This is a genomic window from Pseudolactococcus insecticola (genome assembly GCF_011170065.1).
GTDB classification, from domain to species: Bacteria; Bacillota; Bacilli; order Lactobacillales; family Streptococcaceae; genus Pseudolactococcus; species Pseudolactococcus insecticola.
This window is the reverse complement of the sequence record NZ_BLLH01000001.1, coordinates 184,659-201,662: the sequence shown is the minus strand read 5'-3', so window position 1 is coordinate 201,662 and position 17,004 is coordinate 184,659. Positions and strand designations below refer to the sequence as shown.

The 17,004-nt window shown below is 42.1% G+C and carries 16 protein-coding genes and 1 tRNA gene; 6 read left to right on the top strand and 11 right to left on the bottom strand.

Features of this window, described 5'->3' with window-relative positions; translation table 11 throughout:
* Window positions 1-2: 2 nt before the first annotated feature.
* The 9 genes from Hs20B_RS01060 to Hs20B_RS01020 form a co-directional block, all read right to left on the bottom strand.
* Window positions 3-455: a hypothetical protein gene (locus tag Hs20B_RS01060; protein ID WP_172354714.1), complete on the bottom strand. Its 453-nt coding sequence runs from the start codon at window positions 453-455 to the stop codon at window positions 3-5.
* Window positions 456-465: 10 nt separating this feature from the next.
* Entirely contained in the window at window positions 466-1,275 is an 810-nt protein-coding gene (locus Hs20B_RS01055; RefSeq protein ID WP_172354712.1) for an ABC transporter permease, read from the bottom strand.
* Between the two features lie 18 nt (window positions 1,276-1,293).
* Window positions 1,294-2,997 (bottom strand): ATP-binding cassette domain-containing protein, encoded by a 1,704-nt coding sequence (locus Hs20B_RS01050; RefSeq protein WP_172354710.1) that lies wholly within the window; start codon window positions 2,995-2,997, stop codon window positions 1,294-1,296.
* A gap of 124 nt (window positions 2,998-3,121) precedes the next feature.
* Window positions 3,122-4,174, bottom strand: a complete 1,053-nt coding sequence (locus tag Hs20B_RS01045) for a glutathione S-transferase family protein (RefSeq protein WP_172354708.1) — start codon at window positions 4,172-4,174, stop codon at window positions 3,122-3,124.
* A complete protein-coding gene (locus Hs20B_RS01040; protein ID WP_172354706.1) occupies window positions 4,171-5,313 on the bottom strand; it encodes an amidohydrolase in 1,143 nt (380 codons plus the stop codon). Before Hs20B_RS01040 ends, Hs20B_RS01045 begins: the two co-directional genes overlap by 4 nt.
* A complete protein-coding gene (locus Hs20B_RS01035; RefSeq protein ID WP_172354704.1) occupies window positions 5,310-6,479 on the bottom strand; it encodes a trans-sulfuration enzyme family protein in 1,170 nt (389 codons plus the stop codon). The genes Hs20B_RS01040 and Hs20B_RS01035 overlap by 4 nt, the downstream gene beginning before the upstream one ends.
* A gap of 81 nt (window positions 6,480-6,560) precedes the next feature.
* Window positions 6,561-6,983 carry a glycerol-3-phosphate cytidylyltransferase gene (gene tagD / locus Hs20B_RS01030; RefSeq protein WP_172354702.1) on the bottom strand — a complete coding sequence of 141 codons (423 nt, stop codon included), beginning with the start codon at window positions 6,981-6,983 and terminating at the stop codon, window positions 6,561-6,563.
* A 17-nt stretch (window positions 6,984-7,000) separates the two neighbouring features.
* Entirely contained in the window at window positions 7,001-8,002 is a 1,002-nt protein-coding gene (gene holA, locus Hs20B_RS01025; RefSeq protein WP_172354701.1) for a DNA polymerase III subunit delta, read from the bottom strand.
* Entirely contained in the window at window positions 7,989-10,337 is a 2,349-nt protein-coding gene (locus tag Hs20B_RS01020) for an FtsK/SpoIIIE family DNA translocase (protein ID WP_172354700.1), read from the bottom strand. The genes holA and Hs20B_RS01020 overlap by 14 nt, the downstream gene beginning before the upstream one ends.
* 40 nt (window positions 10,338-10,377) lie before the next feature.
* Here Hs20B_RS01020 and Hs20B_RS01015 point away from each other — a divergent pair, with 40 nt between their 5' ends.
* On the top strand, window positions 10,378-11,166 hold the full coding sequence (locus tag Hs20B_RS01015) for a Cof-type HAD-IIB family hydrolase (protein ID WP_172354699.1): 789 nt from the start codon (window positions 10,378-10,380) through the stop codon (window positions 11,164-11,166).
* A 61-nt stretch (window positions 11,167-11,227) separates the two neighbouring features.
* Here Hs20B_RS01015 and pta read toward each other — a convergent pair whose 3' ends face one another.
* Both pta and udk read right to left on the bottom strand, forming a co-directional pair.
* Window positions 11,228-12,211, bottom strand: a complete 984-nt coding sequence (pta, locus tag Hs20B_RS01010; RefSeq protein ID WP_172354698.1) for a phosphate acetyltransferase — start codon at window positions 12,209-12,211, stop codon at window positions 11,228-11,230.
* An 80-nt stretch (window positions 12,212-12,291) separates the two neighbouring features.
* On the bottom strand, window positions 12,292-12,921 hold the full coding sequence (udk, locus tag Hs20B_RS01005) for a uridine kinase (RefSeq protein WP_172354697.1): 630 nt from the start codon (window positions 12,919-12,921) through the stop codon (window positions 12,292-12,294).
* Between the two features lie 48 nt (window positions 12,922-12,969).
* Here udk and Hs20B_RS01000 point away from each other — a divergent pair, with 48 nt between their 5' ends.
* From Hs20B_RS01000 to Hs20B_RS00980, 5 genes are all read left to right on the top strand, one after another.
* Window positions 12,970-14,046, top strand: coding sequence for an ATP-binding cassette domain-containing protein (locus Hs20B_RS01000; protein WP_172354696.1), 1,077 nt, complete (start codon window positions 12,970-12,972; stop codon window positions 14,044-14,046).
* Complete coding sequence (locus tag Hs20B_RS00995; RefSeq protein ID WP_172354695.1) at window positions 14,036-14,749, top strand: energy-coupling factor transporter transmembrane component T family protein; 714 nt, start codon at window positions 14,036-14,038, stop codon at window positions 14,747-14,749. The genes Hs20B_RS01000 and Hs20B_RS00995 overlap by 11 nt, the downstream gene beginning before the upstream one ends.
* 24 nt (window positions 14,750-14,773) lie before the next feature.
* Entirely contained in the window at window positions 14,774-15,775 is a 1,002-nt protein-coding gene (locus Hs20B_RS00990; RefSeq protein ID WP_172354694.1) for a Gfo/Idh/MocA family protein, read from the top strand.
* Complete coding sequence (locus tag Hs20B_RS00985) at window positions 15,756-16,850, top strand: DEAD/DEAH box helicase (RefSeq protein WP_172354692.1); 1,095 nt, start codon at window positions 15,756-15,758, stop codon at window positions 16,848-16,850. The genes Hs20B_RS00990 and Hs20B_RS00985 overlap by 20 nt, the downstream gene beginning before the upstream one ends.
* Before the next feature lie 29 nt (window positions 16,851-16,879).
* A tRNA-Arg gene (locus tag Hs20B_RS00980) sits at window positions 16,880-16,951 on the top strand.
* Window positions 16,952-17,004: the final 53 nt, after the last annotated feature.

The following is a 17,004-nucleotide window of genomic DNA, read 5'->3' as shown; positions in this document are numbered from 1 at the left end:
CATCATCCTAATTGTTTGATTGCGATTTTGAAAAAATCACCCATTTTCAAATTTGTTTCAAAAGAATTGTCAATTGCTGAGAGTATTTTTTTATACTGCTTGATTGACTTCCCTTTTTTTAGTTCATTCAATAACTGCGTCAGTTCATCGTGATTAACTATTTCGCTCAATTTTATGTTAAGATCTATTTTTTTTACTATTTTTTCAAGCGATTCTTGTGTTAAGCGGATGAGGCTACCTTTTTCAGGTGCCACTTCAAGTGGTGATACGCCGCCTTCGTAGACTTCAAACGCTTGATCTGATACAATCAGATAGACCCTATCAAAATCATTTGTCTGTGGAAAATCAACTTGATGTTGATTTAGAAATTTTCTGGCATCATTTGTCATATTTAGCAAAAAAAGGGGACTCCCCACACCTTTTAGTTTTGTAAATAGCGTCTCTTTATCAGTCATACAGACTCCCTTATAGATAATCTCGTAAAGATTCTTGATGCTTATAAAACAGATGTGTCCCTGAAAATAGAACAAACAGTGTCAACGCCCAGAAAAACAGAGCAGATGTCTTATCTTCGTAGAACCAGGCTTGTGAGAACAGGGCATTTCTCATCCCTTCATTCAAGTAATAAAACGGATTTAACATAATGACTCGTCTAACTACGTTTGGAACACCAGGCGATTGTACATTCATCATAACGCCTGAGATGAACATCCCGATTCTAGCAACACTTCTAACGATTTGAGAGTAATCTCTAAAGATTGTCGTCAAAGTTGCTGTAAAAAGACTATAGCTAAGTGTGAATGCTATGATAGCAAAAAAGTAATAGATTAATTGAATCCAATAAATACTTGGACCATAGCCGCTTAGCATGCCGATACCGACCGCAACAGTAGAGATGACAAAAAATTCAATGATATTACTAACAAAGGTAATGCTCGGTGAAATACTGACTGAAAATCTAAATGCATTTGAAAGATTAAGTTGACTAACAATGCTGTTCATACTCTGAAGTACAGTCCCGTTTGTCAATCCCCATGTCGCCATACCAACTAACATCCATGGTAAGTAGGGCACCATAGTTGCTCCTAAACTCCGCTTAAATATCAAACCAAATAAAATATAGTATAGGGTTGCCCTGACAATCGGGTTGGCGTATTGCCAGATCCTACCCAAAGTAAAGCTTTGATAACTATTTTTTGTATCATACTTACTCATTCGTAAGATAAGCGGCAGATATTTTATCTGCTCTTGAATATATCGAAATACTTCTTTCATTTCTATCTCATTTCAGGATTATTGTGATACTTCTGGTGTTTCTACTGTTGGATCTTCTACCGACGGTGTCTCTACTGCTGGTGTTTCCGCTGATGCTGTTGGTACCTCAGGAGCTGGTGCATCAGTAGACGGTGCTTGATAAGACGGTGCGGGAACATAAGTATCATCTGTGTAGCCACTATCAGTCTGTGTTGTATCGTCAGTTGTTACCGTATCTGTTGTCGTGTCGTCAGCAGTTGTCGTATCTGACGCTGCATCATCTGCTACTGTACTTGCTTTTCCTTCGACAGATTTTGGTAATTTCAATGTCATACCTACTGTGATGAGAGTTGGGTCTAGTTTTGGATTAAGTTTCAATATCTCGTCACTTGAAATGCCGTAAGCTGCTGCAATTCCACTAACTGTGTCACCGTCCTGGACGACATAGTCAAACGTTTCTATCGCTTTTGAGCTACTTTTTTTACTTGTTGATGCTGTGCTTTTTTGGCTTGAATTTGCTGTTGATTTTTGGCTACTACTTGTACTTGGTGCTGATTTTGGCGCACCTATTTTTGATGGTTTCGGACTAGATGCGTTATTTAGGCCTCCGCCTTTAACCGAAACGCCTAGTGTAAACATCATAAATACAAAGCATATCGCCATAATACACTTACTCAGCCATGATAATTTCGCTCTGTTTTTACTTTTTGCAATTGTTTCATCAATAATCTCGAGTGACTCTTGACCAAGTATTTCGCTCGAATTATCGACTACTTCTTGTTTGAGCGCTTCAACAGAGTAGTCAAGCTGTTCTTGTCTACGGTCTAGTTTATACTGTTCTTGTTGTTCTTTTGAGAGTCGATTGAACCAGTTGACAAAAGTTTGATATTTAGGCAGCACGTCCTTTGTCGGACCGTACTCCTTGACTTCTCCGTAATGCAACCAAATAACTTTATCTGTCCATTTTTGAATCTGACTAGCATTATGGCTGACTACGAAAATCGTTTTGCCTCGTTCTCTGAATTCGAACATCTTTTTAGCGGATTTAGCAGCAAAGGTAGAATCCCCTACTGACAAGGCTTCATCGATGATGAGAATATCTGGATCTTGATTAACCGCAATAGAAAAGGCGAGTTTTGAGCGCATCCCTGACGAGTAATCCTTAACTTGTCGATCAATAAAAGGACCCAGCTCAGAAAACGAGATGATTTCCTCCATTTTTTCGTTTATTTCTTGTTTGGTCATCCCCATCATGGTGCCTTTGAGGCGGATATTATCCCGTCCAGTTAGGCCTGCTTTGAGGCCAGCACCTATGGCAATATAAGAAACTTCACCATTGATTGCAAGCTCTCCCGTTGTTGCTGAAAGACTTTTATCGATGATATTGAGTAGCGTTGATTTGCCTGAGCCGTTGAGCCCAACAATCCCTACGGCTTCACCATCATAGACATCAAAATTGATATTACGAAGTGCCCAGAAATCCTTGATTTCTCGGCTATCTTTTCCTATTCCAAATACTTCTTTAAATTTCTCGTTTTGTGAGAGCTCAAATTTTTTCGAGATTAAACTGGCTCTGACTTTTAAGTTTTTATCCGTTGCTTGTTTTACTAACTGGTCTGTTTCGACTTCTGCTATTTCACTTACTTTTGCAACATTTAAATCAACTTTTTCGGTATTTTTTGCCGATGTTGTTGATTTTGCAAGTGGCTTTCTAGTGCGTCTACTTCTGCGATGGTCAGTCATATTTTTTCCTATATATTTCATGCTTCAAAAATTTTTAATCTGTTTTCTAAATTATATCATAGGATGTTATTTTTGTCTATATATTGCGTAAAAAAACGCCCCCCCCCGAAAGCGTTTTGTTATTTTATTTTATCTCAAAGTCAATCTTGTCACGGCCATGCGGTTCATTCCAGTTTGTCCATACTGATAACTCAGGACCCTTCGGCAATATTTTTTGATGGTCTTCTGTCGGATCAATATGCGTTGATAAAAAGTAGTGTTTTTTTATCGCTTCGAAATCTGTCGTATCACCAAATCCATAGGTTTGATAAAGATCTCGCGCATAGGCCCACAGGTTTGGAAAATCAATCAGGCGATTACGGTTACAGTTAAAAGCAGAGTAGTAAGCTACATCAAAGCGTGCCAGCGTCGTATAGAGTCGCACGTCAGAATCCGTTAAGCGATCGCCATGCAGATAACGACGTTTTGACAAGCGTTCTTCTAACCAATCAAGGCGCGCAAAAAGGCGATCATAAGCTTTTTCGTAAGCCTCTTGTGAGCGTGCAAATCCTGCACGATATACACCGTTATTCACCTCTAGAAAGACAATATCGTTCAACTCACGAATATCCTGTTCTAAGTCTTCTGGGAAGAGGTCTGGTGCGCCTTTCTTATGGAATTTCTTCCAATCACGCTCAAAGTAATAGGTCAGATTGTGGTAGTCATTTTCAACGACTTTCTTGCTCTCAATGTCAACAAGTGCAGGTACTGTTGGGCGCTTGCCATCTGTGAGATAGTTTGGATCAGCATTTTCATAAACCTCACCGATGTACTTGATACCTAAAACAGGATCAACGTCGCCTTCATCAAGGGTGAATGACCAGTCAATATGGTCTAACTTTGGCCGAAGCGGATCAGCTGTCCCAAGCGAAATCACATCTTCAAGTCCCAAAATCTTGCGGACAATGACGCTGCGGTGGGCCCATGGACAAACAGGCGCCCACAAAAGTCGGTATTTGCCTGCTTCTACTGGCAATTCGCCATTTTCAATATCATCGCCAAAAGTAGCAATAAACTCATTTGTCTGGCGGACAAATCTGCCATTTGCTGCAACTTCTACAGATTTTTTAGTCGTAAAATCTTGCTCAGTTTTAAAATTACCGTCTATATCATGTAGTTTTGATTTATCTTCTGTCATTTTCCTAGTCTTTCTAATAGTGCAAGTGCGTTATTGACATAATAGTCAACTGCAACTGGAATAGTTTCATCTTTCACGGTCATGTCTGAAAAATGTAGGCCTGGACTCCCTGGAGAGTTACTGCCGATAAAGGCAAAAACACCAGGAATCTTCTCTTGATAAGTCGCAAAATCCTCACCCGCATTGGACGGCTCAGGAATCACGACATCCTCGTGCCATTTGGCTGTCTCAGTGTAGATAAAATCTGATAATTCTGGGTCGTTATACGTCACATTTGGTCCTAGAATCCACTTAATCTTTACCGAGACACCATAGGCCTTGGCAACATTTTCAACAACCTCATAAAAGCGTTTTTTTGCTAACTCGCGGTCAGATTTGTCAAATGTTCTGATCGTGCCTTCAAAAATCGCATCATCAGGTAGGACATTCCACGTGTTTCCTGCTTCAACATGGGTCACAGAAACCACTACCGCATGTTGCGGGTCGATGTTCCTCGCAACAAGCTGCTGCAGCCCTGTGATGATAGCTGACGTTGCAACGATGCTATCAGCCCCCTCATGCGGGTAAGCGGCGTGTGACCCTGTCCCTTTAACCGTCACATAAAACTGATCAACTGCGGCCATGATGCCTTTTTCTCGAATGCCAATCTGACCAACGGGTAAAGTCGGCATATTATGATAACCAATAATCGCCAAAACGTCAGCCAAAATCCCTGTCTCAAGGACGTCATTTGCACCAAAATGCCCTTCTTCGGCATGTTGGAAAATAAGTTTAATCGTGCCTTTGAGCTCACTTTCTCGACTTTTGAGAATTTTTGCTGCACCAAGTAGACTTGTCTGGTGTAAATCATGGCCACAGGCATGCATGACCCCAGCATTTTTAGAAGCAAACTCAAGGCCTGTATTTTCAAAAATAGGCAGTGCATCAATATCAGCTCGCAAGGCGATAACTGGATTTCCTGAGCCAATCTGTGCAACAAGACCTGTTTTTAGACCTGTTTTCAGGATTTGGATATCGAGATTTTCTAGATAATTTTTAAGAAATTCTGTTGTCTTGAATTCTTGTCCTGAAAGCTCAGGATTTTCGTGGATATAATGGCGGATTTTGACTAATTCGTCATAGTGTTCGGGTGTTGTCATAAGGCCTCCTTTTTGGATTTGTCAAAGGCATTTTGCAAGTCCGCAATCAAATCAGCTTTGTTTTCGATTCCAACTGCTAGGCGCAATAGGCGATCTGTAATCCCGATGCGCGCCAACAACTTGTCGTCAAATGGTTTGTGACTCATCGTCGTCACGTGCTCTATCAGACTTTCAACGCCACCTAAACTCGCCGCCAAATCAAATCGTTTCAGCGCCTTCAAAAATGTTTTGAGGTCGTAATTATCAGCTAAATCAAACGAAATCACGGCACCGATGCCAGACGACTGAGACTCTTGAATATCAGCTTCTAAGCGAGAATGGCTTCCTGCATAGTAGACACGTTTTGCTGCGCTGTGATTTTTCAAAAAATCAATGATGGCGAGTGTGTTTTCTTCTTGGCGATCCAGTCTGACCGACAACGTTTTAATACCACGAATCAGCGAGTAGGCATCAAATGGTGCCAAAATCGCCCCTTGATTGATCTGGAAAAACTGGATTTTTTGCGCAAGTGTTGCGTCATTTGTTGCAACAAACCCTGCAATCACATCAGCATGACCACTAAAATACTTGGTTGCAGAATAAATCACCAAGTCAGCACCGAGTGTGAGTGGTTCTTGATAGTAAGGTGTCAGAAAAGTATTGTCAACAGCAACTATCGCCCCGTGTTTGTGGGCTAAAGCAGAGATTTTCGCAATGTCTGTCACACGCAAGAGCGGATTTGAGGGCGTTTCAATAAAAATACCTTTGACTGTATCACTAAATTCATTATCTGATATTTCATTCAAATCGTCAATTAAATCGTATTCGATTTGATATTGTTTGAGATATTGCCTGATAAACGAGTAGGTGCCGCCGTAGATATTACTATTAAGTAGAATCTTGTCTCCTGGTGAGAAGAGGCTAAAAAAGCTCGAAATAGCTGCCATACCTGATGAAAATGTATAGGCTGCATCCGCATTTTCAATCTTTGCAAGCAATTTTTCTAGCTGCGTTCGCGTCGGATTGTGGGCACGAGAATACTGGAAATTACCCAATTCATCGATATTTGCCTGCGCATAAGTCGTTGTCAGATAAATCGGAGGCACAACAGCGTTTTCAGGATTATCATGGGCAGAAATCCCTGTTACAACCAACGTATCTATTTTTTCTTTTTCATTTTTAGTCATAGTTTTATTATAACTGCTGACGAGAAAAACCGTGATATTTTTATGCTATCACGGCTTTTGGGATATTTTATTGCTAAGGTTTTAAATCTTATCTTGATAATCTCGTGCAATGTCTTCTTTGATTTTTGTCGTTGATGTCCCACCACGTGGAAAATACATGACTTTTAGATTTGGGAACTGGTCTTTCAAATCATCAAATTTGCCACGCCAATCATCGCCCATGGCAAAAATATCAACGTCAAGCATATCAATGTAAAGCGCCTTATCTTCCCAAGTTTGTTCAGGCACAACCAAGTCAACATACCTGATTGCCTCAAGTACGAACTTGCGTGTATTATAGTCTTGGTAGGCTTTTTTGCCTTTTCCTGCGTTAAACTCATCTGTTGAGAGCATGACAACCAACCTATCACCAAGATTTCTCGCATTGCGAAGCATGGAGATGTGACTCTCGTGGATAATGTCAAATGTTCCTGCAACGAGGACAGTCCGTTCTTTTTCCGCCATTTTAATTTCCTTTATTTTTATTTTATACCAGATAATCTGATCAATGTCAAATCCAGCAGCAGTTTTTTATCAGCCTGACCAGTTTTTATCTTGAAATCTGTGTCAATCAACTGGGTAAGCGCTTGACTGATAAAGTCTTTTGTCATCATCCGTGCAGGCGCCATCAGAAACTTGAGCCTAAAAGGATTGATTTTGAGAAATTCGATGATTTGCCTGTCATTGTAGTGCTTGTCAAGCAGTAGCTTGATCTGATAATAAAGCCTGAAATTGTTGGTCAAAATAGCGAGTAACTTGATTTCATCTTCACCTTGTAGCACAAGATCAGACACGAGGCTGCGCGCTTTGACCAACTGCTGCTTTAAAATCAAGTCCGTCAGATCAAAAATATTATCTGACAAGGATTTTGGTACAGCCGCCTCAACATCTGCTGCTGTCACCTCACGGTCTTGAGCATAAGTTCTGACGAGTTCGATATTTTGCTTGACAATGGCAAAGTTTGCATTTGACTTTTCGATAATCAGTGCAATGATTGCGGGTTTCAGTCCAGAACTCGACACAAAATACTTTGTTAGCTCTGGTATTTTCAACTCTGTTGCGTCAAGTTCGAGTGCTCGTTTCTTGAGTTTTTTGACAATCCGACGTTTGCCATCAAGCTTGCCATGAAAAATAAAAATGACTGTTGTTGATGCTAATGGATTGTCTAGAAAATTTTCCAGACGTGCGATTTGTTTGTCAGTAAAAACAGACTTTTTAGCCGTTGTCAGATCCCACAGATTTTCAAATACAACGAGCATCTTATCGCCAAAAAACGGTAGACTTTCAAGCTCTTCAAGCGCCAGATCTGCGTCAGTCGCACTCAGATCAAAATACGACTGTGACAAGTCTGACGGGTCAAAATTCACCTTGTCCAAAACTTGCGTTTTGAGCTCAGAAATCACCGCCTCATCTTCACCAAAAATAGCGGTAAACTGCGGAAAATTATCTGCTGATAACTGCGCTACCTGGTCAAATACGGTCATCAGGGCCTCCCGTGTCACGACTGTTATCTGATACATTGTCAAGGGTCGCAACTAGGACTTTTCGCGGTTTCGTGCCCTCAGCAGGTCCGATAATGCCAGCAGCTTCTAGCTCTTCCATAATGCGTGTTGCACGGTTAAAACCTGTCGACAGGCGGCGTTGTAGCATAGAAGCTGATGCCTTTTGACTGTCAACCACCAAGTTTTTAGCCTGTTCAAACAGCGGGTCTCCGGCGTCACTGGCACTTTTTTCATCGCCACCAAAGCCGCGATTCTCATCTTCAGCCACTTCTCCTGGGTCAAATGTCTCGTCATAATCAGCACTGGCTTGATTTTTAATAAAGTCAACCACACTTGCCACATCATCGTCAGATAGGAAAGCGCCTTGCAAACGCAAAGGATGATTTTCATCAATCGGCTTAAAAAGCATATCACCACGACCAAGCAACTTTTCAGCACCATTGCTATCGAGAATGGTACGTGAATCTGTACCTGATGACACAGCAAACGCCACACGACTCGGGACATTTGCCTTGATGAGCCCGCTGATTACGTCAACAGACGGCCGTTGCGTCGCAAGAATCATGTGAATCCCTGCTGCCCGCGCTTTTTGTCCAATGCGGATGATGGCATCCTCGACTTCTTTTGAGGCCACCATCATCAGATCGGCAAGTTCGTCTACAATCACCACAATCAGTGGTAACGTTTGCTGTTTTTCCTGACTGTCAGCATTGAACTTTTCAACTTTGGCATTATAGCCTTCAATATTGCGTGACCCCACACGACGAAATAGCTCATAGCGATTTTCCATCTCATCCACTACTTTTTGGAGCGCCCGCGCTGCTTTTCTCGGATTTGTCACGACGGGAATCAGCAAATGTGGAATGTCATTATAGACGTCCAACTCGACCATTTTGGGGTCAACCATGAGAAACTTGACCTGACTGGGCTGCGCTTTCATGAGAATACTTGTAATGATGCCGTTTACAGCGACTGATTTACCTGAACCTGTTGAGCCTGCAACCAGTAAATGCGGCATTTTAGCTAGATTGAACGTTTTGATAGAGCCGTCCACTGCCTTGCCAAGTGGGACTTCAAGCAGATTTTCAGGATTGGTTTGACCATTTTCCCACATCTCGCGGAAGCCAACCATGGCAACTTCGGCGTTTGGAATTTCGATACCAACTAGCGATTTTCCAGGAATCGGCGCTTCGATTCTGACGTCTTTAGCGGCTAGGGCGAGCGCCAAATCATCTGTCAGATTGAGAATGCGGCTGACTTTGACACCTGTGGCGAGTTTTATCTCGTATTTTGATACTGATGGCCCTACCACTGCTGACTCAACTGTGGCTTGGATGCCGAAACTTTTGAATGTTGACTCTAAAATCTTGATATTATTTTGAACATTTTTGCGTTCATTTGCCTGATTTTTGACTGGCGTTGGTGCTAATAAATCCACATCTGGCAGGGTATAATGAGCATTTGTCTGCTCATTTGCTGAGAAATCAATCGTGCTTGCGTCTTCTGTTTCTTCGTCTGATGTTTCAGGCGTTAGAATTTCACCCGTTTCTCTGTCATAGTCAGGGATGACGATTTCTGCTTCTTTGTAGGGCAAGACGTCAAATACACGTTGACTGACTGCATCATCATCAGGAGTTGCCACTTCTTGCACATCAGTATCACGCTGGTCAGAATGCGTCAGCGTGTCAGTGGCATTTGTCACATCACGGCGTTTGCGTGCTGCCTGATTTTGCTGGGATTTCTCGTTGATATTGGCCTGAATTTTTCCTGCCAATTCTCGCCAAAAAACAGGCGCCATCAGATAAATTCCTATCAGAAAAAGCACTGCTGAAATCAAATAAACCCCAACCATTGACAGTAAAAACTTTAACGGTGCATAGATGAGGTTACCAAGTAGGCCTGCCCCAGCAAAGTGGCTGACTTTTAGTCTTGAAAGGTCAGATGATAGGATTTGCCACGTATGTGCCGTGCCAAAAAGGGTGTCAAAATGCGCCTGAAATAACAATACTAACGCTAAGAAGATCAGAAAAAAGCCTCTGATTGATTTGCGACGCTCTGATAGAAATTCTTTTTTGAAAACGGACAGTAGCAATAAAATAACGACTGTTGCAATACCTAGATAAGCTAAGCTACCTATCAGCAAGCGGATCAGATTGTAAAGCGTGATACCGACAGCACCCAAGCGACTTGCTGCGAAAACAAGTACGACAAGTGCGACAAAAAAAGCAATCATTTTACGATTCGCTGCTTGCTCTGCTTGCGCTTTTTTGCTGATTTTCCGATTTTTACTTGATTTTTTTTTCGTGTTTTTAGCCATAGATACCTTAATTATATCATATTTTTGCTATAATACAGTTATGGAAAATATTAACGAAACTTATCACGCCATGGCGTTTTTTGATCTAGATGGCACTTTATTAAACCAGAATAGTCAGATTGATGATGAGGTGGCGCATGCCCTACATCAGATTCGTCAGAACGGCATTCTGCCTATTATTGCCACAGGTCGTGGGCATTTTGAGCTTGACGCTATTATGGCGAAGTCCGGCATTACGAGTGCCATTGCCATGAACGGCCAGTTTATCGTCGTCGAAGGCGAGACAATCTACCACGAGGCCATGCCAGTTGCGCAGATCAAACAGCTGAAAACCGCCAGTGACGCCAAAAATCAGGCGCTTGCTTTTTACGACAAAGACAGCTACTGGGTCTCACAGATGACTGATCTCGTCAGAAATGCCTACGCCTATACAGATGCGCCCTTGCCGAGTGTGGATGCTGAGCGCTTTCTGACGAACGAGGTCAACATGCTCCTTGTTTTTAGCGATGAGCTGTCTGACGTTGACCACTACCGCGCGCAAGTGCCCGAGTTTAACTATTTCATGAACACGCCCTACTCGATTGACACGATCAATGCCAGCTCAAACAAAGGTACGGGTATCAAAAAAGTCATCGAGCTACTTGGTTTTACAGGCGAAACATACGGCTTTGGCGACGGGCGAAACGACCTCCATTTACTAGGCGCTGTCGATCACGCAACGGCTATGGGCAATGCGGTGCCAGAACTCAAAGCTATGGCTGACTTTATCTCAACAGCTAATACCGATCACGGCATTGTGAACGCCTTTAAACATTGGCATTTGCTATGACTTTATCAAAATATTATCAAAAAAACACAGATTTTCGACAAATCCGTGTTTTTTCATTACATTACATCAGCGCTTGAGCCGCTGTAATGATTGATAATTTATAAACATCTTCTTCATTTGAGCCACGTGACAAGTCTGACACGGGTTTATTTAGGCCTTGCAAAATTGGCCCAATTGCTTCAAAATTGCCAAGGCGTTGTGCGATTTTATAACCGATATTACCTGACTGCAAGTCTGGAAAGACAAAGACTGAGGCATTCCCAGCCACTTTTGAGTCTGGAAATTTCAAGCGACCAACTTCTGGCACAAATGCTGCGTCAAACTGCATTTCGCCGTCAAGAGCAAGGTCTGGACGCAATTCTTTAGCAAGCTTTGTCGCTTCAACTACTTTTGTCACGTCGTCAGACGCACCAGAACCATTTGTCGAAAAACTCAACATAGCAACTCGTGGCTCAATATCAAACAGGCGTGCCGTATCTGCTGAATCAATCGCAATTTCAGCTAGTTCTTGCGCTGTCGGGTCAATATTGATGGCACAGTCGCTAAAAACATACTTTTCCTGACCGTATGCACGCACCATGAGAAAAGCGCCTGACGTTCTTGAAATCCCTGGTTTTGTTTTGATGATCTGAAGCGCAGGGCGCACGGTATCTGCCGTCGAGTGAATGGCACCTGATACTAAACCATCTGCGATGCCCATATAAACGAGCATAGTCCCGAAATAATTGACGTCAAGCAGTGTTTCACGCGCTGCTTCTGCTGTGACTTTGCCATTGCGCCTAGCCACAAAACTCTCAACCATCTCATCAAATCGATCATAGTTTGCAGGATCAATAATCGTAAACAGTGATGATTGCAAACCACGCGAGCGCAATGTTGCTGAAATTTCTTCGACATTGCCAAGCAAAATCGGCGTTAAAAGTTGTTCAGCTTGCAGACGGTAAGCGGCGCCGATAATCCGTGGCTCAATGCCTTCTGGAAACACGATTTTCAAGTTTTTCCCAGCAATTTTTCCTTTAAGTCCATCGAATAAATCATTTTTCATGCGTAAGTCATCCTTATTATTTTTAGTCTACTGATAGTATAGCATAATTCACAAACTTTGCAAGCGTTTTCTTTCCCGATTTACTCGTTTTCATCCAAAATAGCCGAAATCTTTGTGTTGATAATATCAACACCTACGACATTACTCACACCCTCAGGAATAATCACATCAGCATAGCGTTTGGTCGGCTCTATAAACTGATGATACATGGGCTTAACCGCGTTCAAATACTGGCTAATCACGCTATCAAGACTCCTGCCACGTTCTTCAATATCGCGCTTGATTCGACGGATAATGCGGACATCATCATCTGTATCGACAAAAATCTTGATATCCATCATGTCGCGCAGACGCTGGTCTTCCAAGACCAAAATTCCCTCGACAATCAGCACATCAACCGCTTTCTGACGATAGGTTTTCTGACTTCTCGTGTGCGCCGTGTAGTCATAAATCGGGATATCCACATCACGTCCTGCCTGAAGCTCTGACAATTGCGCAATCAAATAGTCGGTATCAAACGCAAGCGGATGATCATAGTTGGTTTTGAGGCGTTCCTCAAAAGCCAGATGGCTTTGGTCTTTATAGTAAGAATCATGCTCAATCATGGCAATGCGCTCATCTGGAAAATTTTCAAGAATGGCCTTGCTCACTGACGTTTTTCCTGAGGCTGAGCCACCCGTCACACCGATAATAATGGTTTTTTTATTCATAGCTTTATTATATCAATTTTCAGCGATTTTTGGTAAAATAGTTATAATATGAGAAAAGTTTTAGATTTAGAAGGTCATCAACTCACGATTGACCAAGGTCAAAAAATATTGATAACAGGGCCAATTGCAAGTGGTAAAACGCAATTTTTAGCAGCACTTGCGAGTCATTTACCCAAGCACGAGATTGATCAACATTTTCAAGATATTGATGCCAATTTTATTTCTGGTAGTGTTGCTGAAAATCTTGCTTTCACGCTTGAAAATGATGCTGCCCCCCGTGAACAAATGCTTGAAGCAGTCACAGCAGCAGCTGAAACCTATGCTCTGACGGCATTTTTAGGCACTGATATCAGAGATTTACCGACGCGTCAGAAAGAATTACTTGCTATGGCGCAGATTTTGATTCACCCTGCTGATATTTTGCTGCTGGATGCGCCTGCGTTTTTGCCAGATGAGTTTCCTGGTTGCTTGATTGTTGCGGGACGTTTGACTGATTATGACGCCAATTTGTTTGACCAGGTTATTACGCTAACAGCTGATCCGTCAGAACACGATGTCAAACCTGACTTTACCCGTCAGATCAACCCTGACAAGGCTATTTTGTCTGTCACCGAGCTTGTAGAGGACATGAGTTTTCAAGTCTTTGAAGGCGAAAAATTGGCATTGAGTCACCATTCTGATGCGCCTATTGGTGATATGCTGGCTGGTTTTCGCAAAACAACTGGCGAAGTCGATTATTACTATGAAAATATCACACTGCAGCCACTTGATAAACGGACGAAAAAAGTCAACTATGTGCCTAAAAATCCTTTTGATATGCTGTTTGTTAGACGCGTTTCCGATCTGAAGATTTCTGACGAACTCCTTACGCTTTGCGGGCTGTCTGATCAGGCGAAAAATAAAACCCTTATAAAAGACTTGTCACATGGTCAGAAACGACTATTTGTCACGGCTAGTGTTTTGATGAGACAGGCGCCTGTTATCATTTTTGATCAGCCTGAATTGACGCATTTTCCAGAAATTTTGCAGTATCTTGACGCACGTCAGATTACAGTTGTTGTTTTGAGCAACCAGCCTGATGTGGTTGCGCTCATGGATAGACAGGAGGTGTTTGATGCTGATTAAAAATCTCTCTCCTCTGACGAAGTTCTGGGGCTTTATTTTGATTACCATTGCGAGCTTGATTTCAAACGATACCCGTTTTTTAGCGGTTCTTGCGCTAATCTCAGTCATCTGCTACAAGTTAGGAGGGCTGAAACTCCGTAAATTTTTCGGCTTTCTGATCCTGCTTCATGTCCTAGTCGTCTTTATCAAAAATCCTAACTACGGTCAGGTCCTTTATCATTACGACATCACGTGGATTGATAACTTCAGTCTACAAGAGCTGCTATATCTGGCAAATATCTTTTTCAAAGATGTGATTATTGTCAATTTCTTGCTGATATTTTTATGGACGAGTCAAGCGCGTCAAGTCGCAGCCAGTCTCAATCAAGCGGGTCTGTCTTATCAACTATCTTACAAAATCAGTCAGCTTTTTTATCTCTTACCCAACTATAAAAAAGACATGGCAAAACTCAGCAAAGCTGCCGATGCCTTAGATTATGAGCTCTCAAGCTTTGCTGGTATCAGATTTTTGCTGCAAGTAAAACACACGACTACTGCGGCTAGTAGACATTTTGGCAAGAAACAAAAAAGAACTTGGTACGCCTTACAGTCTTTAACACAAGCTGACAAATTCGCACTACTTGTTGCAGGGATTTTTGTTATAATAAGTATAAGCTTAGTTTTAATCAATGGTGGCCGCTTGTGGAACCCGTTTGTAGATTGAACTGAAAATAGAAATTAGGATATTATGAAACTAAAATTAGGTGTAATCGGTACAGGCTGGATTTCCCGGTCATTTATCGACGCGGCACTTTCAACAAAAAAATACACATTTGACGCGATTTACACACGGCGCATTGAATCCGGTGTCAGTTTTACTGAGGATTTTGACAGCAATAAAATTGAAATCTTTGATAATTTGGCAGAATTTGTGGCGTCACCGCTTGACGTGATTTATATTGCAAGCCCAAACGCTCTGCATTTTGAACAGACAAAAACAGCGATTTTAGCTGGTAAAAATGTCATTGTCGAAAAGCCTGCCTTTTCAAATCCGACAGAGCTTGACGAGATTATCAAACTGGCAGCTCAGGAAAAAGTTCTCTTTTTTGAAGCAGCACGCAATTTACATGAAAAATCTTTTGAGATTGTGCGCAATTTTTTAGCTGATAAAACCATTATCGGTGCAGACTTTACCTACGCAAAATACTCGTCTAAGATGCCTGCTTTGCTAAATGGCGAGTTGCCAAACAAGTTCAACGCAGCATTTTCAGGCGGACTGCTCGCTGATCTCGGGGTTTATCTGCTTTACGCTGCGCATGCTTTTTTTGGCAAGCCAAAATACGCACGCTATGATGCAGAAATCCTACCATCAGGCGTTGACGTCTCAGGCGTCGGCGTACTTGCTTACGAAGACTTCAAAGTTGCCATCAAAACAGGCGGCAACTACAACTCTTACTTGCCAAATGAAATCTACACAACAACCGGAACCCTAGTGCTTGATGCGGTTAATGCGATTAGCTACGCGAGATTTATCGCACTTGACGGCACAACAACTGAGCTACCAATTGTTGCCGTTAAAAATAACATGCAAGAAGAGGCTAAGGACTTCGCAAATGTGCTTGAAGCGCCAAATGACTACAAACAGTTTGAAAAATACGAAGAATGGCTCAGTATCGCAATCAATGTGGCTGAAACGAGCTACGCAATGAGAGAAAGTGCAGGCATCCAATTTGACGCTGACAAAAAATGATTTACCTGACGTTTGGCAGGCACCACTTGCTGCTGTTGCTGACTTTACTGATGTGCAAAAAAAGTCTTTTGATGCTATCTCACAAGGTCAGAACATCCTTGCAACAAGCCCGACAGGCACAGGAAAAACACTCGCCTATCTCTTACCGAGTTTACTTAAAATCGAGAAAAAACGCGGTCAGCAGCTGCTGATCTTAGCACCAAATAGCGAGCTTGCTGGTCAGATTTTTGAAGTGGTGAAGACACTTTCTGAACCACTTGGTCTTTCGGCTAATCTGATCATTTCTGGCGCAAGTATTAAGCGTCAGATTGAGCGAATAAAAAAAGCGCCTGAGATTCTGGTTGCGACGCCAGGTCGTGCGCTTGAGCTTGTTAAAGACAAGAAAATCAAGATGACGTCGATCAATACGATTATTCTGGATGAAGTTGATAACTTACTTGAGGATTCGCAATGGCGCTTTGTTAAGCCAATCATCACGCGCACGCCAAAAAACTATCAGTTTATCGCCTCAAGTGCGACGGCGCACGACGTCTTTTCAAGCATGCAGGACTTTGCACCTGATCTAGTTGAGATCAATGTTGAAAAAACTGGCTCAAGCGTCGACCATTTTATGATTAAAGTCGAAAATCGTAAAAAAATCGATCTTCTGCGTCAGATTGCCCATATCCCTGGTATGCGCGGACTTGTCTTTTTTAACCGCCTTGAAGATCTTGGCAATGCGGAAGAAAAGCTGACTTATCAAAATATTGCTGCTGTATCAATCGCAAGCGATATTAGCGGGCGTTTTCGTAAAACCATTATTGAAAAGTTTAAAAATGGTGACATCACGCTACTTTTAGCCACTGATATTGCAGCGCGCGGCCTTGATATTGACGACCTGGACTACGTGATAAACTTTGATATTCCGGTCAATCTGGAAAGTTATACCCACCGGACTGGTCGAACTGGTCGTATGGGAAAATCTGGCACCATTGTCAATATCGTTGGGAATTCATTTGACGAAAAAAATGTCAAAAAATACCAGAAACAGCCTGAAAAAATGCTAAAAGCTGGTGAATTTATCAGCATAAAATGATATAATATTGAGTGGCACTCGCCACTTTTGTCCCTCTAGTATAACGGATATTACGGGCCCCTCCTAAGGGTTTGATGCTGGTTCGATTCCGGCGGGGGACATTTTGACATGATAGCTCGTAACACGTAAACAAAATCCCTTATTTTATAAGGGA

Excerpts from the sequence above, each read along its gene's own strand:
- Hs20B_RS01020 (WP_172354700.1), bottom strand. The coding sequence starts at position 10,337 with ATGGCTAAAAACACGAAAAAAAAATCAAGTAAAAATCGGAAAATCAGC.
- udk (WP_172354697.1), bottom strand. The coding sequence starts at position 12,921 with ATGAATAAAAAAACCATTATTATCGGTGTGACGGGTGGCTCAGCCTCA.
- pta (WP_172354698.1), bottom strand. The coding sequence starts at position 12,211 with ATGAAAAATGATTTATTCGATGGACTTAAAGGAAAAATTGCTGGGAAA.
- Hs20B_RS01040 (WP_172354706.1), bottom strand. The coding sequence starts at position 5,313 with ATGACAACACCCGAACACTATGACGAATTAGTCAAAATCCGCCATTAT.
- Hs20B_RS01050 (WP_172354710.1), bottom strand. The coding sequence starts at position 2,997 with ATGACTGACCATCGCAGAAGTAGACGCACTAGAAAGCCACTTGCAAAA.
- Hs20B_RS01055 (WP_172354712.1), bottom strand. The coding sequence starts at position 1,275 with ATGAAAGAAGTATTTCGATATATTCAAGAGCAGATAAAATATCTGCCG.
- Hs20B_RS00990 (WP_172354694.1), top strand. The coding sequence starts at position 14,774 with ATGAAACTAAAATTAGGTGTAATCGGTACAGGCTGGATTTCCCGGTCA.
- Hs20B_RS01045 (WP_172354708.1), bottom strand. The coding sequence starts at position 4,174 with ATGACAGAAGATAAATCAAAACTACATGATATAGACGGTAATTTTAAA.
- holA (WP_172354701.1), bottom strand. The coding sequence starts at position 8,002 with ATGACCGTATTTGACCAGGTAGCGCAGTTATCAGCAGATAATTTTCCG.
- Hs20B_RS01060 (WP_172354714.1), bottom strand. The coding sequence starts at position 455 with ATGACTGATAAAGAGACGCTATTTACAAAACTAAAAGGTGTGGGGAGT.
- Hs20B_RS01035 (WP_172354704.1), bottom strand. The coding sequence starts at position 6,479 with ATGACTAAAAATGAAAAAGAAAAAATAGATACGTTGGTTGTAACAGGG.
- Hs20B_RS01000 (WP_172354696.1), top strand. The coding sequence starts at position 12,970 with ATGAGAAAAGTTTTAGATTTAGAAGGTCATCAACTCACGATTGACCAA.
- Hs20B_RS00995 (WP_172354695.1), top strand. The coding sequence starts at position 14,036 with ATGCTGATTAAAAATCTCTCTCCTCTGACGAAGTTCTGGGGCTTTATT.
- tagD (WP_172354702.1), bottom strand. The coding sequence starts at position 6,983 with ATGGCGGAAAAAGAACGGACTGTCCTCGTTGCAGGAACATTTGACATT.
- Hs20B_RS01015 (WP_172354699.1), top strand. The coding sequence starts at position 10,378 with ATGGAAAATATTAACGAAACTTATCACGCCATGGCGTTTTTTGATCTA.